At 62.8% G+C, this 20,624-nt stretch carries 24 protein-coding genes; 12 read left to right on the top strand and 12 right to left on the bottom strand.

What is annotated here, in order from left to right; all coding sequences use genetic code 11:
• Window positions 1-78: 78 nt before the first annotated feature.
• Both NKH95_RS08370 and NKH95_RS08365 read right to left on the bottom strand, forming a co-directional pair.
• Window positions 79-1,020 (bottom strand): sugar ABC transporter substrate-binding protein, encoded by a 942-nt coding sequence (locus NKH95_RS08370; RefSeq protein WP_352891316.1) that lies wholly within the window; start codon window positions 1,018-1,020, stop codon window positions 79-81.
• Window positions 1,021-1,321: 301 nt separating this feature from the next.
• Entirely contained in the window at window positions 1,322-2,353 is a 1,032-nt protein-coding gene (locus tag NKH95_RS08365) for a LacI family DNA-binding transcriptional regulator (protein ID WP_023810652.1), read from the bottom strand.
• 169 nt (window positions 2,354-2,522) lie between these two features.
• On the opposite strand from NKH95_RS08365, the gene NKH95_RS08360 reads away from it, so the two are divergent.
• From NKH95_RS08360 to NKH95_RS08350, 3 genes are all read left to right on the top strand, one after another.
• Window positions 2,523-3,614, top strand: a complete 1,092-nt coding sequence (locus tag NKH95_RS08360) for a fatty acid desaturase family protein (RefSeq protein ID WP_352632011.1) — start codon at window positions 2,523-2,525, stop codon at window positions 3,612-3,614.
• A gap of 96 nt (window positions 3,615-3,710) precedes the next feature.
• Complete coding sequence (locus tag NKH95_RS08355; RefSeq protein ID WP_027161041.1) at window positions 3,711-4,025, top strand: Rieske (2Fe-2S) protein; 315 nt, start codon at window positions 3,711-3,713, stop codon at window positions 4,023-4,025.
• Window positions 4,022-5,260, top strand: a complete 1,239-nt coding sequence (locus NKH95_RS08350) for an NAD(P)/FAD-dependent oxidoreductase (protein WP_352632009.1) — start codon at window positions 4,022-4,024, stop codon at window positions 5,258-5,260. The genes NKH95_RS08355 and NKH95_RS08350 overlap by 4 nt, the downstream gene beginning before the upstream one ends.
• Window positions 5,261-5,545: 285 nt before the next feature.
• Here the strand turns inward: NKH95_RS08350 and NKH95_RS08345 are convergent, their stop codons facing one another.
• The 6 genes from NKH95_RS08345 to hslV all read right to left on the bottom strand — a co-directional run bounded on the left by NKH95_RS08345 (window position 5,546) and on the right by hslV (window position 11,000).
• Window positions 5,546-6,505: a DUF1402 family protein gene (locus NKH95_RS08345; protein WP_352440525.1), complete on the bottom strand. Its 960-nt coding sequence runs from the start codon at window positions 6,503-6,505 to the stop codon at window positions 5,546-5,548.
• 232 nt (window positions 6,506-6,737) lie between these two features.
• Entirely contained in the window at window positions 6,738-8,051 is a 1,314-nt protein-coding gene (gene hslU, locus NKH95_RS08340; protein ID WP_023810648.1) for an ATP-dependent protease ATPase subunit HslU, read from the bottom strand.
• A gap of 4 nt (window positions 8,052-8,055) precedes the next feature.
• The gene (locus tag NKH95_RS08335; RefSeq protein WP_023810647.1) at window positions 8,056-8,655 is read right to left on the bottom strand and encodes a DUF2585 domain-containing protein; all 600 of its coding nucleotides are present in this window, start codon (window positions 8,653-8,655) and stop codon (window positions 8,056-8,058) included.
• Window positions 8,656-8,707: 52 nt separating this feature from the next.
• Window positions 8,708-9,868, bottom strand: coding sequence for a hypothetical protein (locus NKH95_RS08330; protein ID WP_352440523.1), 1,161 nt, complete (start codon window positions 9,866-9,868; stop codon window positions 8,708-8,710).
• The gene (locus NKH95_RS08325; protein WP_023810645.1) at window positions 9,865-10,377 is read right to left on the bottom strand and encodes a GNAT family N-acetyltransferase; all 513 of its coding nucleotides are present in this window, start codon (window positions 10,375-10,377) and stop codon (window positions 9,865-9,867) included. Before NKH95_RS08325 ends, NKH95_RS08330 begins: the two co-directional genes overlap by 4 nt.
• A gap of 71 nt (window positions 10,378-10,448) precedes the next feature.
• Window positions 10,449-11,000 carry an ATP-dependent protease subunit HslV gene (gene hslV, locus NKH95_RS08320; RefSeq protein WP_023810644.1) on the bottom strand — a complete coding sequence of 184 codons (552 nt, stop codon included), beginning with the start codon at window positions 10,998-11,000 and terminating at the stop codon, window positions 10,449-10,451.
• 242 nt (window positions 11,001-11,242) lie between these two features.
• On the opposite strand from hslV, the gene hisB reads away from it, so the two are divergent.
• From hisB to coaA, 9 genes are all read left to right on the top strand, one after another.
• Entirely contained in the window at window positions 11,243-11,842 is a 600-nt protein-coding gene (gene hisB / locus NKH95_RS08315) for an imidazoleglycerol-phosphate dehydratase HisB (protein ID WP_352611028.1), read from the top strand.
• 4 nt (window positions 11,843-11,846) lie between these two features.
• Window positions 11,847-12,323, top strand: coding sequence for a DUF2628 domain-containing protein (locus tag NKH95_RS08310; protein WP_352611029.1), 477 nt, complete (start codon window positions 11,847-11,849; stop codon window positions 12,321-12,323).
• A complete protein-coding gene (gene hisH / locus NKH95_RS08305; protein WP_023810642.1) occupies window positions 12,323-12,982 on the top strand; it encodes an imidazole glycerol phosphate synthase subunit HisH in 660 nt (219 codons plus the stop codon). Before NKH95_RS08310 ends, hisH begins: the two co-directional genes overlap by 1 nt.
• Entirely contained in the window at window positions 12,979-13,269 is a 291-nt protein-coding gene (locus tag NKH95_RS08300; RefSeq protein ID WP_352891315.1) for a DUF1330 domain-containing protein, read from the top strand. The genes hisH and NKH95_RS08300 overlap by 4 nt, the downstream gene beginning before the upstream one ends.
• A gap of 4 nt (window positions 13,270-13,273) precedes the next feature.
• Window positions 13,274-14,017, top strand: coding sequence for a 1-(5-phosphoribosyl)-5-[(5-phosphoribosylamino)methylideneamino]imidazole-4-carboxamide isomerase (gene hisA / locus NKH95_RS08295; RefSeq protein WP_023810640.1), 744 nt, complete (start codon window positions 13,274-13,276; stop codon window positions 14,015-14,017).
• Window positions 14,014-14,850, top strand: a complete 837-nt coding sequence (locus tag NKH95_RS08290; RefSeq protein WP_023810639.1) for an arginase family protein — start codon at window positions 14,014-14,016, stop codon at window positions 14,848-14,850. Before hisA ends, NKH95_RS08290 begins: the two co-directional genes overlap by 4 nt.
• Entirely contained in the window at window positions 14,847-15,641 is a 795-nt protein-coding gene (hisF, locus tag NKH95_RS08285) for an imidazole glycerol phosphate synthase subunit HisF (RefSeq protein ID WP_023810638.1), read from the top strand. Before NKH95_RS08290 ends, hisF begins: the two co-directional genes overlap by 4 nt.
• A 72-nt stretch (window positions 15,642-15,713) precedes the next feature.
• Window positions 15,714-16,037, top strand: a complete 324-nt coding sequence (locus NKH95_RS08280; protein WP_023810637.1) for a phosphoribosyl-ATP diphosphatase — start codon at window positions 15,714-15,716, stop codon at window positions 16,035-16,037.
• 23 nt (window positions 16,038-16,060) lie between these two features.
• On the top strand, window positions 16,061-17,020 hold the full coding sequence (coaA, locus tag NKH95_RS08275; protein WP_013528342.1) for a type I pantothenate kinase: 960 nt from the start codon (window positions 16,061-16,063) through the stop codon (window positions 17,018-17,020).
• Here the strand turns inward: coaA and NKH95_RS08270 are convergent.
• The 4 genes from NKH95_RS08270 to NKH95_RS08255 all read right to left on the bottom strand — a co-directional run bounded on the left by NKH95_RS08270 (window position 17,007) and on the right by NKH95_RS08255 (window position 20,577).
• Entirely contained in the window at window positions 17,007-17,636 is a 630-nt protein-coding gene (locus NKH95_RS08270; RefSeq protein WP_023810636.1) for an alpha-ketoglutarate-dependent dioxygenase AlkB family protein, read from the bottom strand. The genes coaA and NKH95_RS08270 overlap by 14 nt on opposite strands.
• Before the next feature lie 165 nt (window positions 17,637-17,801).
• Complete coding sequence (gene lysM, locus NKH95_RS08265) at window positions 17,802-18,275, bottom strand: peptidoglycan-binding protein LysM (RefSeq protein ID WP_023810635.1); 474 nt, start codon at window positions 18,273-18,275, stop codon at window positions 17,802-17,804.
• A 154-nt stretch (window positions 18,276-18,429) separates the two neighbouring features.
• Entirely contained in the window at window positions 18,430-18,867 is a 438-nt protein-coding gene (arfB, locus tag NKH95_RS08260) for an alternative ribosome rescue aminoacyl-tRNA hydrolase ArfB (protein WP_023810634.1), read from the bottom strand.
• Between the two features lie 84 nt (window positions 18,868-18,951).
• A complete protein-coding gene (locus NKH95_RS08255; protein WP_352891314.1) occupies window positions 18,952-20,577 on the bottom strand; it encodes a phosphoenolpyruvate carboxykinase in 1,626 nt (541 codons plus the stop codon).
• Window positions 20,578-20,624: the final 47 nt, after the last annotated feature.

The raw sequence follows: 20,624 nt of genomic DNA, 5'->3' as shown, positions 1-20,624 counted from the left end.
GTGCCGGCGCTGAGGGAGAGAAAGGGGAGCGGCGCTGTCGCGATCGAGAGCGCCGCTCCGTATCGAACCGTTGGCGGCTCAGTTCTTCTTCAGGAACTTGTCGATGTTGGCCGGCGTCACCAGCTGGAAGGGCACGTATACCTTGTGCTCGACCTTCTCGCCCTTCGAGAGCTTGAGCGCCGCATCGAGAGCGCCGGCGCCCTGGCCGGCGGCGTCCTGGAACACGGTTACATCGAGGTCGCCCGCCTGCATGGCTGCCAGCGCGTCCTGGGTGGCATCGACGCCGCCGACGACAACCGCCTTCATGTCGATGTTGCCGGCCTTCATCGCCTGGATGGCGCCGATGGCGCTTTCATCATTGTTGGCGATGACGCCGTCGAACGGCTTGCCGGTCGACAGCCAGTTGGTCATCAGGTTCTGCGCCTCGTCGCGGTTCCAGTTCGACGTCTGCTTGTCGATGATCTTGATGAAGCTGCAATCCGGCGTCGCGATCACATCGTCGATGTCCTTGGTGCGCTGCACGGCGGCCTGGTTGGAAAGCTCGCCCATGATCACATAGACATTGGCTTCCTTCTTGCCGGCTTCCTTGAACAGGCGGCAGACTTCCTTGGTCTCGAGCGTGCCGGAATCGGCTTCGTTCGAGGCGACGAAGGCCTGGTTGTCGGGCAGCGTGTCGACATTGACCGGCTCGCGGTTGACATAGACCAGCGGGATCTTGGCGGCCGCCGCGGCATCCGACATCGCCTGCGTGGCCGAAGTGTCGACCGGGTTGACGATGATGGCATCGACGCCCGAAGCGGCGAAGTTCTTGATCTGGTCAAGCTGCTTGGCAACGTCGTTCTGCGCGTCCTCGACCTGCAGCTCCACGCCGGTCATGCCCTTGGCCTGCTCGATCATGCCGTTGCGCAGCACGGTCAGGAAGTTGTCATCGAACTTGGCCATCGACACGCCAACCTTGGCGGCCAGGGCGGATGAGCTCATCAGCGCCGCGAAGGCGACGCCCAAAATCAATTTCTTCATTGTGTTTCTCCTCCACATATTGGTGTCCGGTTTCACCGATTTATCCGGAATCCCCGATCTCCCCGGGGAATCTCTCCCTGATATCTTTTCTATTCCGGGTGACGCTTGCCTCCTGGCTGGAACGTCAAGCCCCTGTTTGAAACAGATGTTCCGGAACGAAAGAACCAAAATACACAGATGATGAAATATTTATTCCATTTCACATCGGGGCGTCAAGGGCGATTCCGCGGCCTGCCGGCCGATTTACGCATCGCTCTGATGGATTCTATCATTTGCCTCGGCGGCCTTGCGCGGCGGCGGGCTAGATGTTTTCCGGCAGGTAGATGTCAAAGGGCAGGAAGGTCTGGCCCGGAGCGTTGGCGGCGCCGGTTTCGATGGCATGCGCCATCAGGTCGACAAGCTCACGGCACAAAGCGGCGAGCGGGGTCGAGATCACCATGGTGAGGATGTTGTCGGCGAGTGCCGCGCGCGACTCGGCGTTGATCTCGTTGCAGACGACCACCGGCATGGTCGCGGGCTTCGCTGCCCGCAGCGCCGAGACTGCGCCCTCCATGCCGCCGCCGGCGACGTAGCAGCCGGCAAGATCCGGATAACGCGCCAGAAGATCGATCATCGCGTCATGGGTGACCTGGTTGGCTTCCAGATTGACGAGCGTTTCAAGCACGCTGAACTCCGGCGCATGCTCGCGGAAGAAGGAGCGAAAGCCGATCTCGCGCAACTCATGGCCGTGGAAGCGGTGGCTGCCGACGAAGAGGGCGACCTTGCCGGGCCGCTTGGCTGCTTTGGAGATCATCCATGCGGCGGTGCGCCCGACCTTGCGGTTGTCGAGGCCGATATAGCCCTCCCGGATGCCGGCGGCAAAGTCGGACAGCACCGAAAAGACCGGCTGCCCTCTCGCCTTCAAGGTTTCCACGACCGCTGTCAGGGTCGGATGGTCCGGACCGACAACGGCGATGGCCCTCGATTTCGCCGCCAGCCTGCGCATCTGGGAGGCGATCTCGTCGGGAGCCAGGGAACTTGCGAAATCGATGGTCGCAACGCCACGGAAGCGTTGCGATTGCGAGATGGCCAGTTCAAGTTCCCGCGCGAAGTCGCCGTAGAAGGCATCATTGCCCCGCAGCAGCAGGAAGCCCAGCCGGTACTCCGGCAATTCCTGGCGCATGCGCTGCTTGATGAGGCCGGCGGCGTGGTAGCCGATATCGGTAGCGGTCTCGTAGACGCGGCGCGCTGTCTCTTCGCGCACCGGCAGCCGGTTGTTCAGCACGCGGTCGACGGTGGCGACACTGACGCCCGAGATGCGCGCCAGATCTGATATTGTCGGCCGCTTCACCATGCTTGCCTCGTCGGATTTGCTTGAGCCTTCGTACATCATCCTGATGGGAAATGATAGAAACTATCTTTGTGATGTTGAGTCTATCATCGGTCGGCGTTACTTTGATGCTCGAAACCAAGGGATTTCACGGCATCGCTCTGGCGGATGCCTTTGCCGAGGGAGGCAAATCATGTCCACTGCGCCGTCCCGGCGTGACTACAGCCTGATCGGCCGCGACGCCAGGCTCGCCGTCGAGACCGGCCTGTCGGCCGCCGAGTGGTATCACACCGACGTACCGCGCAAGCAGATGAAGGAGCTGATGCAGCGCTCCGACGGGCCGGCGATCCGCGATACGGCAATCTGGTTCGCCGCGCTGATCGTCAGCGGCGCCGGCGGCGCCTGGTTCTGGGGCACATGGTGGTGCGTGCCGTTCTTCTTCGTCTATGGCGTCCTCTACGGTTCGTCGACGGATTCACGCTGGCACGAATGTGGGCACGGCACCGCCTTCCGGACGCAGTGGATGAATGATGTGGTCTATCAGATCGCCTGCTTCATGATCATGCGCAATCCGGTGACCTGGCGCTGGAGCCACACGCGCCACCACACCGACACCGTCATCGTCGGCCGCGACCCGGAAATCTCGGTCATGCGGCCGCCGGACCTGGTTCGCGCCGTCCTGGGCTTCGTCGGCGTGCTCGACGCCTGGCATGCGATGAGCGATATGCTGCGCAACGCCGCCGGCAACATCAGCGCGGCGGAAAAGACCTTCATTCCCGAGCAGGAACAGCCCAAGGCGATCCGGATCGCCCGCATCTGGACGGCGATCTATGCCGCCACCATCGCGCTGGCGTTCTACACCGGTTCGTTTCTGCCGCTGATGCTGGTTGGCCTGCCCAGGCTCTATGGCGCCTGGCATCACGTCATGGTCGGGCTGCTGCAGCATGGCGGCCTGGCCGATAACGTCACCGACCACAGGCTGAACAGCCGCACCGTCTACATGAACCCGATCAGCCGCTTCATCTACTGGAACATGAACTACCATGTCGAGCATCACATGTTCCCGATGGTGCCCTATCATGCGCTGCCGAGGCTGCACGAACTGATCAAGCACGATCTGCCGGAACCGACACCGTCGATCCTGGCCGGCTATCGCGAGATGATCCCGGTCTTCCTGCGCCAGCTGCGCAACGAGGACTATTTCCTCAAACGCGAGCTGCCGCCGACCGCACGGCCATATCGCGAAGAATTCCACAACGACACTATCGTCGCCGCGGCGGAATGATCGTGCTTCCATCCGATCTGGACTGTTTATTTTAACGCAATTCCGGGCGGAAAACCGCTGCGCACTTTTCCTGGATTGCTTTTAGGGAGGACTTGAATGAGCGACTGGGTCGAGGCCTGCGCCACCGGCGACATAGACGAGGAGGATGTGATGCGCTTCGACCATGGCGGCCGCACCTTCGCCATCTATCGCAGCCCCGACGACGAGTTCTTCGCCACCGACGGCCTTTGTACGCATGAAAAGGTGCACCTGGCCGACGGGCTGGTGATGGATGACATCATCGAATGCCCCAAGCACAATGGCCGCTTCAACTACAAGACGGGTGACGCCCGCGGCGCCCCGGTCTGCGTCAATCTCAAGACCTATCCGGTCAAGGTCGATGCCGGCAAAGTCCTGATCCAGATCGGATGACTGACATGGCGGGGGGGATGCTCATCATCGGCGCCGGCGAATGCGGCGGGCGGGCGGCATTGGCGCTGCGCGACCTCGATTATCGGGGGCCGGTGACGCTGGTCGGCGACGAGCCGCATCTGCCCTACGAGCGCCCGCCTCTGTCCAAGGAGGCGATGGCCAGCGATGCGCCCGAGATCAAGGCGATCGCCAGCGACGCCATTCTGGCCGAGAAATCGATCCGGCATATCCATTCCGTCCAGGCCGTGGCGATCGATCGCGCGGCGCATGCGGTGCGCCTGTCGGACGGATCGGTCCTGCCTTACGACAAGCTCCTGCTGGCAACCGGTTCGACCCCGCGCAAGCTGCCGATGCCGGGGCTGGGTCCGCGCTGCGTCTATCTCAGAACCTTCACTGACGCGCTCGCCATTCGCGCGCATCTCAACCGTGGTAACCGTATCGCCATCATCGGCGGCGGTTTCATCGGTCTCGAACTCGCGGCCGCGGCCCGCAAGCTAGGCGCTGCGGTCACCGTTATCGAGGCGCAGCCGCGCATCCTGATGCGCGGCGTGCCGGCCGAGATCGCCGAAATCATCCACGATGCACACATCGCCGAGGGCGTTGATATTCTGTGCGGGGACGGCATCGCGTCCATCGCCGACGACGGCAACAAGGTGCGCATAGCGCTTGCCGGCGGCCGGGAAATCGTCGCCGACCTCGCGATCATCGGCATCGGCGCCGTGCCGGTGACCGGGCTTGCGGCCGAAGCTGGGCTGGCGATCGACAACGGCATTGCCGTCGATGCCGAGCTGCGCAGCAGCGATCCCGACATCTTTGCCGCCGGCGATTGCTGCTCGTTTCCGCTCGCCGTCTATGGCGGCCGCCGCGTACGGCTGGAAGCCTGGCGCAACGCCCAGGAGCAGGGCGCGCTGGCGGCGAGGAATATGCTGGGTGCCGGCGAGGCGCATGCGGCGGTGCCATGGTTCTGGTCGGATCAATATGGTCTGTCCCTGCAGATTGCCGGGCTGTCCGACGAAGGCAGCAGCACCGTGCGCCGCGACCTCGGCGACGGCGCTTTCATCCTCTTCCATCTGGCCCAGGACGGCAGGCTGGTGGCGGCCAGCGGCATCGGCCCCGGCAACGCGGTCGCCCGCGACATCAGGCTGGCTGAAATGCTGATCGGCAAGCGCGCGAAGCCGGCGCCGGAAGCACTGGGATCGCAGGACGTCAAGCTGAAGTCGCTGCTGGCGGCTTGAGCCTGCTCTGCCCCTTGTGGGAAGGGTAATCGCATATGGAATTCCTGAGATGTCTGCCCGGCACCGACCCCCACCCCTAACCCCTCCCCACAAGGGGGAGGGAGACTTCCGTCGGCGCCGACCTAGGCTAGTCGCCTGACTTTTCGGCGCCAAAGAAGAATAAAAGGCACGCGACAGCGTTCCCTCCCCCTTGTGGGGAGGGTTAGGGTGGGGGTCCTTCTTCGCAAGAGTCCATATGCGATACCCTCCCCACAAGCGGGAGGTAGAGGCCTGAGCTCAAACCCGCTAAAACAGCGCCTTCAGCTCCGCCAATTTGTCATTCACCAGCCAGCCATAGTAATTCTCTTCCGGCAGCTTTTCCGGCTCGCCGGCGGCGCGGCGCCTGTCGTTCTCCGCCTTCAGCGCGTCAGCCCGCTGCTCCGGATTGCCGACATTGTAGAGCGTGGCGGTCAGCCCGGGATTGCCCGAAATGTCGAAGCCGGCAATGCTTTTGTAGGCATCGATCGATTTCCGGATCGTCGCGGCGACGTAGGGCAGCGTCAGGTCGGGATCCATGATGGTCTTGTAGACCGAATTGGGATCGCCGACGTCGAGCCTGGGCAGGCCGGAAACCTTGTGCACCAGATCGCTCATCTGTAGGGCGGTCAGCGGATTGAGCTGGCCGAGGCCGAAGGTCTGGCCGGCATAATAGGGCTGGAAGAAGGTGGCGCCGAAACGGTCGTCGGGAAAGTTCGTCCCGCCGACGCTCTTGCCGCGAAACGAACGGTTCCACACCTGTTCGCGGCATTCCCACAGATCGTAGCTGTCGGACATCCCTGCGCATTTCTTGAATTCCGGCCGCTGCACGAAATCGGTGATGTCCTCGCCGTCATAGGCGAAGGACAGCTTGCTGGAGAGATAGGAGATCGCCTTGACGTAGTAGGTCTGCAGCCGGTCATAGGCATCGACATTGTAGGTGTGCTCGCCGACGATGGCGCCGACGATGTGCAAGGGATCGATGCCGTAGGTGGCGGCTGCCTTCTTGATCTTGCCGCGCAGATCGGCGTCGTTCTGCAGCAGGGCGTAGACCTTGCGGTACTTCGCCTGGAAGCTGGTGTTGGTCGCTTGCGTGCGCCGGCTGGACGCGCCCGGAATATCGGGCTGCACGGCATTGCGATTTCCCGGCGGCACCAATGTCGCTGCCTCGGCGGCGAACAGCGTCGCCGCCAGCGTCAAGCCGAGAATAACCAGGATCAGTTTTTTCATGCACCCGCCGCCCAAGCAATTCCAGGAAAAGTGTGAAACGGTTTTCCGGAATTGCGTCAAACCAAGAGATCGAGAATTGCCGCGCAAACTAGGTAAAGCTCTTGGTCGAGTCGAGAGCGCCCCTTCACCCGGCACTACGAAAGCTGGCCAGATGATACCATCTGGCCACACATGATTTTGCTGGCCGGAAAATGTTGCCTGGACCGGCGCCGGAACGTTCCGGCGCCGTCGTTCAAAGGATGAACCGCGACAGGTCGGTATTCCTGGACAGGTCGCCGACATGCTTTTCCACATAGGCGGCGTCGATGGTGACGCTGGTTCCGTTGCGGTCGGGCGCGTCGTAGGAGATTTCGTCCAGCACCCGTTCCATCACTGTCTGCAGTCGTCTTGCGCCGATGTTCTCGACGCTGGCGTTGAGGTCGACGGCAATGCCGGCCAGCGAATCGATCGCGTCGTCGGTGAAGGTCAGGTCGACGCCCTCGGTCTTCATCAGAGCGATATACTGCTTGATCAGGCTGGCCTCTGTCTCGGTCAGGATACGGACGAAATCGTCCTTCTCCAGCGCCCGCAGCTCGACCCGGATCGGCAGGCGGCCCTGCAATTCCGGCAACAGGTCTGACGGCTTGGACACGTGGAACGCACCCGAGGCGATGAACAGGATGTGGTCGGTCTTCAGAGGTCCGTATTTGGTCGCCACCGTGGTGCCTTCGATCAGCGGCAGCAGGTCGCGCTGCACGCCTTCGCGGGAAACGCCGGCGCCCATGCCGCCTTCACGCGACGCGATCTTGTCGATCTCGTCGAGGAAGACGATGCCGTCATTCTCCGTCGCATCGAGCGCCCGGCGCACCACCTCGTCCTGGTCGAGCAGCTTGTCGGACTCGTCGTTGACCAGCAGGTCGTAGGATTCCTTCACCGTCGTCTTGCGCATCTTGGTCTTCTTGCCGCCCATCGCCTTCGACAGCATGTCGTTGATGTTCAGCACGCCGATATTGGCGCCCGGCATACCGGGGATTTCGAAGCCGGGCATGCCGCCAGCGCCGGTGTCGGCGACCTCGACCTCGATCTCCTTGTCGTCGAGTTCGCCGTCGCGCAGCTTCTTGCGGAAACTATCGCGGGTGGCCGGGCTCGCCGTCTTGCCGACCAGCGCTTCCAGCACGCGTTCCTCGGCGTTGACGTGGGCGCGCGCCTTGACGTCCTCGCGCATCTTCTCGCGCACCAGGCCGATGGCGATCTCGACCAGGTCTCGGATGATCTGCTCGACGTCGCGGCCGACATAGCCGACCTCGGTGAACTTGGTCGCCTCGACCTTGACGAAAGGCGCACCGGCGAGCCGCGCCAGGCGGCGCGAAATCTCGGTCTTGCCGACGCCGGTCGGCCCGATCATCAGGATGTTCTTCGGCATCACCTCTTCGCGCATCTGGCCCTCCAGCTGCTGGCGGCGCCAGCGGTTGCGCAAGGCGATGGCCACGGCGCGCTTGGCGTCTTTCTGGCCAATGATGAAACGGTCGAGTTCCGAAACGATTTCGCGGGGAGAAAATGTGCTCATATCACTAAATTCCACTTTGCCACTGCTTGATGGCCTCGAACGGATGCAGCAGCATGATCACGTTGAGTGTCAGATTGTCCCGGATGAGATAGCCGGTACCGAGTTCGAAGATGATGGCAAGGCTGACGATCACCCATATAGGTAGCCTTCGCGCCATCACAAATCCCAGCACCATGGCCAGTGTGTCGGACACCGAATTGATGATGCTGTCGCCGTAATAGTCGAGCGAGATGGTGCCGGCGCGGTAGCGCTCGATGATGAACGGGCTGTTTTCGAGCAGCTCCCAGCCGCCTTCGATGAAGACGGCGAACGCCAGCCTCAGTCCGATCGGCGAACGCGGGAACAGGAATTTGGCCAGCGCATAGAACAGGAAGCCGTGGATGATGTGCGAGAACGTATACCAGTCCGAAATGTGCTGGGAATTCTCCGAACTGTTCACCACGCCGTGCCAGAGTTTCACATAGCCGCAGGTGCAGATCGGCGCTCGCCCCATGCCGTAGAGCGCCCCAGCCTGGAAGATGACCAGGGCAAGCACCAGCAGAAGCCCCATCCGCCAGCTGTCTTCATAGGCCGAATAGCTGCTCTCCGTGGCCGGTGTCGTCATCGGTTCATTCCCCCTCGTTTCGCGTCGCCGTGTCGATCATCACAAAGCCTTGTCACGCCTTCAGCGGCGGTAGCCGGCGGATCACGGCAGCCGGCAAGGTGGGTTTGACCACAATCCGCCGGATACGCTGCCAGCCAGCCCCGAACAGAATAATCAGCGCGCCAACAACGACCAGGATCAAGGCAAAAGGCGGGATACCCGTCGAATCGGAGGCGGAATTCACCAGATAGTAGATGCCCAGCGAGCCGAAGTAAGCCAATGTCGGAACCAGAAGCGAACGGCGGTCGATGGCAAGCGCGACATAGAGGAAGCCAAGGATCAGGACCGTCAGCATGATGGTTGCATTGGCATCCGGCGCGATATGTCCGAATACGACGTTCTGGCCGGTTGCCATGATAAACAGCGGATGCACCAGCATGGGCGCCGAGACGACATGCAGCCAGAAAGCGCAATCAGACCAGATCTTGCGTCGATCCCTGTCGTAAATGTCAAAAGCTACACCCGTTGCGAACACGATCAGGCCGCAGATCAGCGGCATGTAAAGTGCCGCGCGGAGCAATTCGGGAACATCCTCAATACGCGGCGGCGCAATCGCACCCGCTGTCACGCTGTCATACAGGATTATCGCCGTTTGCAGGAAGGCAAGCAGTGTAAAGGCGATGGCGATAGCCCCGGCAATGATGGGGACGCGAAAACGCCAGAAATAGATCGCCGCCGCAATTATTCCTCCGCCCAGGAACAGATATCCGGCCTGGGACGCCGTCTGGCGCAACGCCAATAGCTGCCAGATGGTCTCCGGCTTGCGTATGCCGAAGCTGGCCTCCACTTGTAGCGCCAGAGCGGCCAGAATGGCGGCCATGAAAATCAGGGCAAGCACGGACGACGATAATTTCATCCGGTGCTGACGCGTGACAATTTCGGCGAGCCCCCAGGCGAAAACCGCGAGGATGCCGGCGATCCAGAATGTCTGGCCTGGAAGCAAGGTGGTGAGGACAAAGAAGAAGCCGGCGCTGAGCAGAACGGTTCCAACGGTGACGAACAGATCGTTGCCGCCGCCGACCAGCCGCAGGTTTTCCTCGTCACCCTCGTCATCGGCGCGCCTGACCTCGGGGGCGAGAGCGACCGCGCGTTCCATGGCCTCCAACTGATCGCGCAGGGTCTGCGAGATCAAACCTTTCGCGACTGCCTTGTCGAGTGTTTCGGCGCTGATCAATTGGGCTCCTGCGTCGCGTCGCGCGCCATCATCAAGGCAGGCCCGTACTCCGATGTTCTGGTGTCAAAGGCAACAAAGCCAGCCTTTTCATAGGCGCGGATGGCCCTGACATTGGCGGGATCAGGATCGATGATGACGCGCGGCACGCCTTCGTCGAAAAGCTGTTCGACGAACTGGCGCACGATTGCCGAGCCATGGCCGAGCCCGACCAGCTCCGGCCGGCCGATCGACAGGTCGATGCCGAGCGTGCCGAACGGCTGGTCGGCATAGGGATGGCCGTCCTCCAGATGCGGATCATAGGTCTGCAGATAACCGATCGGCTTGCCGTCGAGTTCGATAATCAGCGGCTCGACGGAAATCGAGTCGATGTGCTCGCGGATCTGCGCGATCTCGATCTCGGGATCGTCCCACCACTCGGCGACATGCGGTTCGGCGAGCCAGCCGGCGATCATCGGCAGGTCTTTCTCGGTCACCGGCCGAAAATCATAGCTATCTTCTTGTTGGACCATGATCTCTGGACGAACGGAACCGTTCGTCCGAGAAAACCGGTTTCCACGTTTCGGGATCATGGTCGGCCCGCTCAGCCGACATCGAGCGTTTCGACGACGAAGCTGTTGTTGGTGTAGACGCAGATGTCGGATGCGATCTGCATCGCCTTGCGGGCGATCTCCTCGGCATCCTTGTCGCTGTCCATCAGCGCGCGTGCCGCCGCCAGCGCGTAATTGCCGCCCGAACCGATGGCCATGACACCAAATTCGGGTTCGAGCACGTCGCCGGTGCCGGTCAGCGCCAGCGACACCGACTTGTCGGCCACCAACATCATCGCTTCCAGCCGGCGCAGATAGCGGTCGGTTCGCCAGTCCTTGGCGAGCTCGACGCAGGCGCGCGTCAGCTGGTCTGGATATTGTTCGAGCTTGGCCTCGAGCCGTTCCAGCAGCGTGAAGGCGTCGGCGGTGGCGCCGGCGAAGCCGGCGATCACATTGCCGCCCTTGCCGATGCGGCGCACCTTTTTGGCGTTGCCCTTCATGATGGTCTGGCCAAGGCTGACCTGGCCGTCGCCGGCGATCACCACCTTGTTGCCCTTGCGCACCGTCACGATGGTCGTGGCGTGCATGGTCAGTTCATTGGACATTTACTGGCTCCGAGCAGCGCCATCCCGATAAGGCGATTGGCGCGGTACGAGTAACTTTGATTGGCCATATGTATGCATGGGGCCGGTGATTGCAAATCGCTCTCTGGCAAGGCCGATACCGCTGTCAGAGGCAACTGGCAATCGCCGGATCATGCTGCTAGAAGGCTTTCGTTTTCAAGCCTGCGAGCGCTTGAAGCCTCTGAGCCGGTCACGATGTGAACCTCTGGGACAAGGATAGAGTGATGCCGCCCCGTTCCGCCGAAGCAAGCCGCAAGACCAAGGAAACCGACATCTCCGTGGCGGTCCATGTCGACGGCTCCGGCAAGTCGGATATCGCCACGGGCGTCGGCTTCTTCGACCATATGCTGGACCAGCTGTCGCGCCACTCCCTGATCGACATGACGGTCAGGGCGAAGGGCGATCTGCACATCGACGACCACCACACGGTCGAGGACACCGGCATCGCGCTCGGCCAGGCGCTGGCCAAGGCACTGGGCGAGCGGCGCGGCATCATGCGTTATGCCTCGATCGACCTTGCCATGGACGAGACGCTGACGCGCGCCGCGATCGACGTGTCCGGCCGTCCCTTCCTGGTCTGGAACGTTTCCTTCTCATCGCCGAAGATCGGCACCTTCGACACCGAGCTGGTGCCCGAATTCTTCCAGGCGCTGGCGCAGAATGCCGGCATCACGCTGCATGTCACCAATCACTACGGCGCCAACAACCATCACATCGCCGAGACCTGCTTCAAGGCGGTGGCGCGCGCGCTGCGCGCGGCTCTCGAACGCGATCCGCGCCAGCCGGATGCGGTTCCCTCCACCAAGGGATCGTTGAAGGGATAAGGCAATGGCCACCTATGTCGTGATGGAACCGCCAGGCCGCAGCGAAAAGGCCGATGCCACGGCCTTTGTCCGCGATGGCTTCACCTGGCTGGGCCTTCTGGTGCCGCCGCTATGGTTCGCCTGGCATCGGCTGTGGATCGAGGCGGCGCTTGCCTTCGTCGTCATGGGCCTGCTTTCGATGCTGGGCCAGAAGCTCGGCCTTGGTCTGGCCGGGTCGTTGCTGTCGTTGCTGGTTTCGCTCTATGTCGGACTGGAAGGGCAAGGCCTGCGCATCGCGGCACTTCGCCGGCGCGGTTGGCACGAATGGGGCGCGGTCGAAGCCGGTTGGCTCGACGATGCTGACACGCGCTATGCGCTCGAGGCGGAAGCGCTTCCCGATCAGGCCGCACCGGCACCGCGCATGGTCCCGGACGCTGCCCTGGCGCGGCCGTCGCAGCCGGGCATGGCGCTGGGGCTGACCCACATCCCGGGAAGAAGCTGATGCGGGTTGCGATCATCGATTACGGTTCGGGCAATCTGCGCTCGGCCACCAAGGCTTTCGAGCGCGCGGCGCGGGAAGCCGGCATATCGGCTGCTATCGACCTGACATCGGATGCCGAACGGGTGCGCACGGCCGACCGCATCGTCCTGCCCGGCGTCGGCGCCTATGCCGACTGCGCGGCCGGCTTGCATGCCCTCGAAGGCATGTGGGAAGCGGTCGAGGAGGTGGCTATCGACAAGGGCCGGCCGTTCCTCGGCATCTGCGTCGGCATGCAGCTGATGTCCGAGCGCGGCCTGGAAAAGACAATCACCAACGGCTTCGGCTGGGTATCAGGTGACGTCAAGGAGATCACGCCGGCCGATCCGACGCTGAAGATCCCGCAGATCGGCTGGAACACGATCGAGCTCAAGCGCCAGCATCCGCTGTTTGCCGGCATACCGACTGGCGCAAGCGGGCTGCATGCCTATTTCGTGCATTCCTACCATCTCGATGCGGGCAAGGCGGAAGAGGTTCTGGCGGTCGCCGACTATGGCGGCCCGGTGACGGCGGCCGTCGCCCGCGACAATCTCGTCGGCACGCAGTTTCACCCGGAAAAGAGCCAGGCGCTGGGCTTGGCGCTGATCACCAATTTCCTGCGCTGGAGCCCTGAAAACCGATGAGCAAGAAGGGCTACTGGATGGCGATGGTCGAGGTGACCGATCCGGAAAATTATCCGCTATACATTGCCGCCAACAAAGCGGCTTTCGACAAATATGGCGCAAAATTCCTGACCCGCGGCGGTCGGTCGTCGAGCCCGGAAGGGCAATCGGGCAATCGCCATGTCATCATCGAGTTCGAGAGCTACGCGGTCGCACTCGCCTGCTTCCATTCGCCCGAATACCAGGCGGCGCTGAAATTCCGACGCCTCTATTCGACGTCGCATTTCGCCATTGTGGAAGGCGCCTGAACGGATGATCCTTTTCCCGGCGATAGATCTCAAGGACGGCCAGTGCGTGCGCCTCAGGCATGGCGACATGGCGACCGCGACCATCTACAACGATGATCCTGCCGCCCAGGCGCGAGCCTTCGAGCAACAGGGCTTCGAATGGCTGCATGTCGTCGACCTCAACGGCGCCTTCCAGGGCCAGAGCGTCAACAGTGCGGCGGTCGGCGCCATCCTCAAGGCAACGAAGAACCCGGTGCAGCTCGGCGGCGGCATCCGCACGCTGGCGCAGATCGAGGATTGGCTCGATCGCGGGCTGGCCCGCGTCATCCTCGGCACGGTGGCGGTGCGCGATCCCGACCTGGTCAAGCAGGCCTGCAAGGCGTTTCCGGGCAAGGTCGCCGTCGGCATCGACGCCAAGGGCGGCAAGGTCGCCGTCGAGGGCTGGGCCGAGGCGTCGAGCCTTGGCGTCATCGAACTGGCGAGGAAATTCGAGGGCGCCGGCGTCGCCGCCATCATCTACACCGACATCGACCGCGACGGCGTTTTGACCGGCATCAATTGGGACGCCACCATCGACCTCGCCGATGCCGTGTCGATCCCGGTGATCGCTTCCGGCGGCCTCGCCTCGATCGCCGACATCGTGCGCATGACCATGCCCGATGCGCAAAAGCTCGAAGGCGCGATCTCCGGGCGCGCGCTCTATGACGGCCGCATCGATCCGGCCGAGGCCCTGGCGATCCTCCAGGGCAGGGCGGAGCCGCGGACGTGAAAATTTCCATCATCCTGGCCTCCTATGACAGCGGCCATTACCATGGCGGCATGGGCCAAGGTCCGGACGCGCTGGTCTCGGGGGGGCTCGTCGAAGCCTTGACGATGGCCGGTCACGACGTCGCGGTCGGGGACATCGGCAAGGTCGGAGACGATCAGGAGCGCGAGATCGCCACCGGCTTTGCCGTCTGCAACGCGGTTGCGAGCGAGGTTCGCCTTGCCCGTGACGCCGGTCGGTTTCCCATCGTCCTTGCGGGAAACTGCCTGACCAGCGCCGGCGCGGTCGCCGGTGAGGACGCCGATGCGATCATCTGGGCCGACCAGCATGGCGACCTGAACACGCCCGAGACATCCACATATGGCTTTCTCGACGGCATGGCGCTGGCGACGGTGCTTGGCCTGTGCTGGCGGCCGATGGCGTCGGCCATTCCCGGCTTCAGGCCGATCGATCCGTCGCGTTGCGTGCTCGTCAACGCGCGCGATCTCGATCCGGCGGAAAGACAGCTTCTCGAGACCTTGCCGATCGTGCGGACGGAATGCTCCGGGGTGGCCCAGGCGGCCGAAAGACTGAAGATCGCCGGCGCCAGACGCGTGCACATGCATCTCGATATGGACGTGCATGATCCCCGGGAGCTGCAGGCCAACCGCTATATCACTTCGGGCGGCCCGAGCCCGGAACAGCTGCGCGACGCCACTTGCGCCATGGCGCTGGCGGTGCCGGTCGTCGGCATCACCGTCTCCGCCTACGACCCGGCCTTCGACGCCCAGGCCGATGTTCCGCCGCTGGTTGGCCAGTTGCTGAACGATCTCATCGCCACGATAGAGGGCCGCTGATGCTGAAAGCCCGTGTCATCCCCTGTCTCGACGTCAAGAACGGCCGTGTCGTCAAGGGCGTCAACTTCGTCGATCTCGTCGACGCCGGCGATCCGGTCGAGGCGGCCAAGGCCTATGACGCGGCCGGCGCCGACGAACTCTGCTTCCTCGACATCACCGCTTCGTCGGACAATCGCGAAACCATCTTCGACGTCATCGCACGCACCGCCGAACAATGTTTCATGCCGCTGACCGTCGGGGGCGGCGTGCGCCAGGTCGCCGATATCAGGAAGCTGCTCTTGGCCGGCGCCGACAAGGTGTCGATCAACACGGCCGCGGTGAAGAACCCGGATTTTGTTGCCGAGGCCGCCGACAAGTTCGGCAACCAGTGCATCGTCGTCGCCATCGACGCCAAGAAGGTGTCGAGCACCAGTGAGACCGACCGCTGGGAGATCTTCACCCATGGCGGCCGCGAAAAGACCGGCATCGATGCGGTCGAGTTCGCCCGGAAAATGGTCGATCGCGGCGCCGGCGAGATCCTGCTGACCTCGATGGATCGGGACGGCACCAAGGCCGGCTACGACATCGCGCTGACCCGCGCGATATCAGACGCCGTGCGCGCGCCGGTGATCGCTTCCGGCGGTGTCGGCACGCTCGACCACATGGTCGAAGGCATTCGCGACGGCCATGCCGGCGCGGTTCTGGCGGCGTCCATCTTCCATTTCGGCACCTACACGATAGCGCAGGCCAAGGCACATATGGCCGCCGCGGGGCTGCCGATGCGGCTGGACTCTGTGAATAATCGGCCCTAAAGCATGATCCCGAAAAGTGGGAACCGTTTTTCGGAAAAAGATCATGCTTAAACAAGCAGATAGATGACGGCCATGACCGAGTTTTCACTGTCAGATCTGGAAAAAATCGTCGGGGAACGCGCCCATTCCGGCGACCCGGACTCGTGGACGGCAAAACTGTTCGCGCGCGGCATCGACAAGGCGGCGCAGAAGCTCGGCGAGGAGGCGGTCGAGACGGTGATTGCCGCCGTCAAGGGCGACAAACAGGCCATCGTTTCGGAAAGTGCCGATCTTATATATCATTGGCTTGTCGTTCTCGGCCTCTCCGGGGTTCCGCTGAGCGACGTGCTCAGGGAACTCGAAGGCCGCACCGGGCGTTCGGGGATCGCCGAGAAGGCGTCACGGCCCAAGGGCTGACCGCGAGGAGGGCAGGTATCTCGATGGATCAGCTCGCGCCGACCGAGAAGTATTCCCCCTTTCGCTTCTTCTCCGCCGAGCAATGGTCGCAATTCCGCGCCGATACCCCACTGACGCTGAGCGCGGACGAATTCCGCCGCCTGCGCTCGCTCAACGATCCGGTCGATCTCGAGGAGGTCACGCGCATCTATCTGTCGCTGTCGCGGCTGTTGTCGGCGCATGTCGAAGCGAGCCAGCTGCTGTTCCGGCAACGCCAGGCCTTCTTCAACGCGGTCGACGTGGTCAAGACACCCTTCATCATCGGCATCGCCGGTTCTGTCGCCGTCGGCAAATCGACCACCGCACGCGTGCTGAAGGAACTGCTGGCGCGCTGGCCGTCGAGCCCCAAGGTCGATCTCATCACCACCGACGGTTTCCTGCTGCCCAACGAGGTCCTGCGCCGCGAGAACCTGATGGAGCGCAAGGGTTTCCCCGACAGCTACGATGTGGGCGCGCTGCTGCGCTTCCTGTCGGGCATCAAGTCGGCGCTGCCCGATGTCCGCGCGCCTGTCTATTCGCACCTGACCTATGACGTCATTCCCGGCGAGTTCGTCACCATCGACAGGCCGGACATATTGATCTTCGAAGGCATCAATGTCCTGCAGCCCGGCAAGCTGCCGCAGGACGGCAAGATCGTGCCTTTCCTGTCGGACTTCTTCGACTTCGCCATCTACATCGATGCCGACGAGAAGCTGATCCACAACTGGTACATTTCCCGCTTCATGCGGCTGCGTGAGACCGCCTTCCGCAATCCGGACTCCTTCTTTCACCGCTATTCGCAGCTGTCGGAGGGGTCGGCGCGCGCCATCGCCGAAGGCCTGTGGACCAACATCAATTTGAAGAATCTGCGCGAGAACATCCTGCCGACGCGGGCCCGCGCCGACTTGATCCTGCGCAAGGGCGCCGACCACCTGATCGAGGAAGTGGCGCTCAGGAAGCTGTGACGGCCGGCTTCGTCACCCGTCGCAATGTCAGATTGATCCGCCCGCCGTTTTTCAGCAGCGCCGAGGTCGAGGGATAGATCCGATCGACGCCGTGAAAGCACAGCCGCCCCTCGCCGCCGAGCACCACGACGTCACCGCTTTGCAGCCTGAACGACTTGGTGGCGCCATCACGCGTAGTCTGGCCGACTCGGAACAGGCAGTCGTCGCCGAGCGAGACGGAGACGACCGGCGCCGAAAAATCGGCCTCGTCGCGGTCCTGATGCAGCCCCATTTTTGCATCCGGCGTGTAGAAATTGATCAGGCATGCTTCCGGCGGGTGCGGATAGCCCGAGACCTCGCGCCACAGCTCGAGCAGCGCATCCGGAATTGGCGGCCAAGGCGCCCCGGTTACCGGATGCGCCGGCTGGTAACGATAGCCGTGCTCCTTGTCGGTGACCCAGCCGAGCGGCCCGCAATTGGTCATGCGCACGCTCATCTCCTTGCCGGTGCGCGGCATGGCCGGCACGAACAGCGGCGCCTGCTGCACGATCCGTCTCACCTCATCGACCAGCGCTTCCTGCACGGTGCGTGACAGATAGGCCGGCATGTGGCGGACACCTTTGGGCAGAACGAGCACGGATTCGGTCACCTCCCGGATGGTTCGGAACCGTAAAATGTCACGATCAAAAGAAAACGGCGACCCGAAAGCCGCCGTTCTAACTCTTTGTTTGGCACAATTCCGGACGGAAAACCGTTTCACACTTTTCCTGGAATTGCTTTTCGCAAATTGGCATCGCCTTGATCAGGCGAGATCTGGGATGCGCAGCACCTGGCCCGGATAGATCTTGTCGGGATGGGTCAGCATCGGCTTGTTGGCCTCGAATATGACCGTGTTCTTGACGCCTTGGCCCTGGCCGTAGCTTTTCTCGGCGATCTTCCAGAGATTGTCGCCCTTCTTCACCGTGTAAAAGGTGGGCTCCTTGGCCGGGGCGGCGGCCGTGCCAGACGCTGGCGCGACCTGCAATTCGTCCGCCTGCACCTTGGAGACGCCGAGCGTGTTGCCGACGGCGATGACTGCCTTTTCGAAGATCGATTGATCCTTGACCACGCCCTTCAGCACCGCCGTGTCACCCTTGACGACGACCTCGACGCCATCGGTGCCGAGTTTGTGCGAATCGAGCTCCTTCTTGAGTGTGTCGGCCGAGGGTGCGGCTTCGTCGTCACCGCCGATGCCCAGTTTCTTGCCGACGCTCTTGACGAAATCGAACATGCCCATCCTTGGGTCTCCCTTGCTAATGGCAATGGTTGAACCTTGCATCTGCGGTCCAAAATGGGAAGTCGTTTTGTGCGCGTGCCTAGATCCAAGAGATAGAGCATGATGTCGCCCGAAACCGCTTCACACTTTTCGGCATCATGCTCTGGTGTGGTGCTTAATCGTTCTCCACCCGGCCGCGCAGCTTCTTGATCGTGCCGCGCCCGGCCTTGCTCTTCAGCCGCCGCTCCACGGCGCCCTTCGATGGCCGTGTCTTCTTGCGCGGCGGCGGTGGCGGTTCGGCGGCCTTGGCGACCAATGCCGTCAGCCGTGCCCGCGCATCCGCCCGGTTCTGTTCCTGGGTGCGGAAGCGGCCTGCCTCGATGACGATGACACCGTCCTTGGTGGCACGCTGGCCGGCAAGTTTGATCGTCCGCTCGCGCACGCGCTCCGACAGACCCGTTGCGTTGGCCGCGTCGAAGCGCAGCTGCACCGCCGTCGCCACCTTGTTGACGTTCTGGCCGCCGGGGCCGGACGAGCGGATGAAATCCTCGTGCAGGTCGCCCGGATGGATAACCGCATCGCCTGATATGATGATGTTGTCGTCGCTCGCCATGCCGCAGTCATGGCGCGGCGGATCGAAAAAGAAAAGGCCCGATCGAACCGGGCCTTTCAACGAAAGCTGAACCCTGTGGCGCGATTACTCCGCCGCTTCCTGCATGCGCGGCGCGGCGCCCAGCACCACGGCATCGACATGGCTTTCGAATTTCTCGAAATTGACGGCGAACATGCCGACCAGCCTTGCCGCCTGCCGGTCATAGCCGGCCTTGTCGGCCCAGGTCGCCCGGGGGTCCAGAATCATCGGGTCGAGAATGCCGCTGTCGACGCCCGGGACAGCCACCGGCACCGCGAAACCGAAATGAGGGTCGGTGCGGAACTCGGCCGTCTTCAGCGAGCCGTCAAGTGCGGCGGCAAGCAAGGCGCGCGTCGCCTTGATCGGCATGCGCTTGCCGGTGCCGTAGGCGCCGCCGGTCCAGCCGGTATTGACCAGCCAGCAATCGGCGCCGTGGCCTGCAATCAGCTCGCGCAGCAGATTGCCGTATTCAGAGGGATGGCGCGGCATGAACGGCGCACCGAAACAGGTCGAAAACGTCGCTTCGGGCTCGGTTACCCCCTTTTCGGTTCCGGCCACCTTGGCGGTGTAGCCGGAGAGGAAGTGATACATCGCCTGCGCCGGGGTCAGCCGCGCGATCGGCGGCATCACGCCGAAGGCGTCGGCGGTCAGCATGAGGATGTTGTTGGGATGGTTGGCGCGGCCGGTCTTGCTGGCATTGGGGATGAAGTCCAGCGGGTACGCGCAGCGTGTGTTTTCGGTCAGCCTTCCGTCGTTGAAATCCGGCACGCCATCGGCGTCGAGCACGACATTTTCCAGCACCGTGCCGAAGCGCTGCGTGGTGGCGAAGATTTCCGGCTCGGCTTCCGCCGACAGCTTGATCGTCTTGGCGTAGCAGCCGCCTTCGAAATTGAAGATGCCGTGCGGTCCCCAGCCATGCTCGTCGTCGCCGATCAACGTGCGCGAGGGATCGGCCGAGAGCGTCGTCTTGCCGGTGCCCGACAGGCCGAAGAAGATGGCGGCGTCGCCGGCCGCACCCTCATTGGCCGAGCAATGCATCGGCATCACGCCTTTCGCCGGCAGGAGATAGTTGAGCATGGTGAACACCGACTTCTTCATCTCGCCGGCATAGGAGGTGCCGCCGATCAGCACGATCTTGCGCGAAAGATCGACGGCGATCACCGTTTCGGTGCGGCTGCCGTGACGGAGGGGATCGGCGCGGAAGGACGGCAGGTCGATGATCGTCATCTCGGGCACGAACTGCTCGAGTTCGGTGGCACCGGGACGAATGAGCAGATTGCGGATGAACAGCGAGTGCCAGGCAAATTCGGTGATCACCCTGGTCGGCAGCCTCGACTCCGCATCGGCGCCGCCGACCAGATCCTGGACGTATAGATCCTTGTCCGCGGCGTGCGCCTGGAAATCGGCGAGCAGCGTGTCGAACTGGGCCGGCGAGATCGCCTTGTTGTTCTCCCACCAGACATGTGGTTCGGTGTCACCGTTGCGGACGACGAACTTGTCCTTGGGCGAGCGGCCGGTGTGCTGGCCGGTCTCGGCGACCAGCGCGCCATGGGCGGTCAAGCGGGCCTCGCCGCGCCGGATCGATTCCTCATAAAGGGTAGCCGCACCGAAATTATAGCGCACCACGCTGGTGGTTTTCAGGCCGATATGATCGATCGCGCAGGCGGAATTGCGTTTGCCGACTTCCGACATCGAGTGTCCCTCTTGGATTTGCCGCATCTTTGCCGGCACGTTTCCAG

Origin of the sequence: Mesorhizobium sp. M0848, assembly GCF_040319805.1 — a bacterium.
Taxonomy (GTDB): Bacteria; Pseudomonadota; Alphaproteobacteria; order Rhizobiales; family Rhizobiaceae; genus Mesorhizobium.
This window is presented reverse-complemented; position numbering and strand designations above follow the sequence as displayed.

What these genes read in the sequence shown, in the direction of transcription:
- NKH95_RS08370 (WP_352891316.1), bottom strand. Translation starts at nt 1,020, where the DNA reads ATGAAGAAATTGATTTTGGGCGTCGCCTTCGCGGCGCTGATGAGCTCA.
- NKH95_RS08365 (WP_023810652.1), bottom strand. Translation starts at nt 2,353, where the DNA reads ATGGTGAAGCGGCCGACAATATCAGATCTGGCGCGCATCTCGGGCGTC.
- NKH95_RS08360 (WP_352632011.1), top strand. Translation starts at nt 2,523, where the DNA reads ATGTCCACTGCGCCGTCCCGGCGTGACTACAGCCTGATCGGCCGCGAC.
- NKH95_RS08355 (WP_027161041.1), top strand. Translation starts at nt 3,711, where the DNA reads ATGAGCGACTGGGTCGAGGCCTGCGCCACCGGCGACATAGACGAGGAG.
- NKH95_RS08350 (WP_352632009.1), top strand. Translation starts at nt 4,022, where the DNA reads ATGACTGACATGGCGGGGGGGATGCTCATCATCGGCGCCGGCGAATGC.
- NKH95_RS08345 (WP_352440525.1), bottom strand. Translation starts at nt 6,505, where the DNA reads ATGAAAAAACTGATCCTGGTTATTCTCGGCTTGACGCTGGCGGCGACG.
- hslU (WP_023810648.1), bottom strand. Translation starts at nt 8,051, where the DNA reads ATGAGCACATTTTCTCCCCGCGAAATCGTTTCGGAACTCGACCGTTTC.
- NKH95_RS08335 (WP_023810647.1), bottom strand. Translation starts at nt 8,655, where the DNA reads ATGACGACACCGGCCACGGAGAGCAGCTATTCGGCCTATGAAGACAGC.
- NKH95_RS08325 (WP_023810645.1), bottom strand. Translation starts at nt 10,377, where the DNA reads ATGGTCCAACAAGAAGATAGCTATGATTTTCGGCCGGTGACCGAGAAA.
- hslV (WP_023810644.1), bottom strand. Translation starts at nt 11,000, where the DNA reads ATGTCCAATGAACTGACCATGCACGCCACGACCATCGTGACGGTGCGC.
- hisB (WP_352611028.1), top strand. Translation starts at nt 11,243, where the DNA reads ATGCCGCCCCGTTCCGCCGAAGCAAGCCGCAAGACCAAGGAAACCGAC.
- NKH95_RS08310 (WP_352611029.1), top strand. Translation starts at nt 11,847, where the DNA reads ATGGCCACCTATGTCGTGATGGAACCGCCAGGCCGCAGCGAAAAGGCC.
- hisH (WP_023810642.1), top strand. Translation starts at nt 12,323, where the DNA reads ATGCGGGTTGCGATCATCGATTACGGTTCGGGCAATCTGCGCTCGGCC.
- NKH95_RS08300 (WP_352891315.1), top strand. Translation starts at nt 12,979, where the DNA reads ATGAGCAAGAAGGGCTACTGGATGGCGATGGTCGAGGTGACCGATCCG.
- hisA (WP_023810640.1), top strand. Translation starts at nt 13,274, where the DNA reads ATGATCCTTTTCCCGGCGATAGATCTCAAGGACGGCCAGTGCGTGCGC.
- NKH95_RS08280 (WP_023810637.1), top strand. Translation starts at nt 15,714, where the DNA reads ATGACCGAGTTTTCACTGTCAGATCTGGAAAAAATCGTCGGGGAACGC.
- coaA (WP_013528342.1), top strand. Translation starts at nt 16,061, where the DNA reads ATGGATCAGCTCGCGCCGACCGAGAAGTATTCCCCCTTTCGCTTCTTC.
- lysM (WP_023810635.1), bottom strand. Translation starts at nt 18,275, where the DNA reads ATGGGCATGTTCGATTTCGTCAAGAGCGTCGGCAAGAAACTGGGCATC.
- arfB (WP_023810634.1), bottom strand. Translation starts at nt 18,867, where the DNA reads ATGGCGAGCGACGACAACATCATCATATCAGGCGATGCGGTTATCCAT.
- NKH95_RS08255 (WP_352891314.1), bottom strand. Translation starts at nt 20,577, where the DNA reads ATGTCGGAAGTCGGCAAACGCAATTCCGCCTGCGCGATCGATCATATC.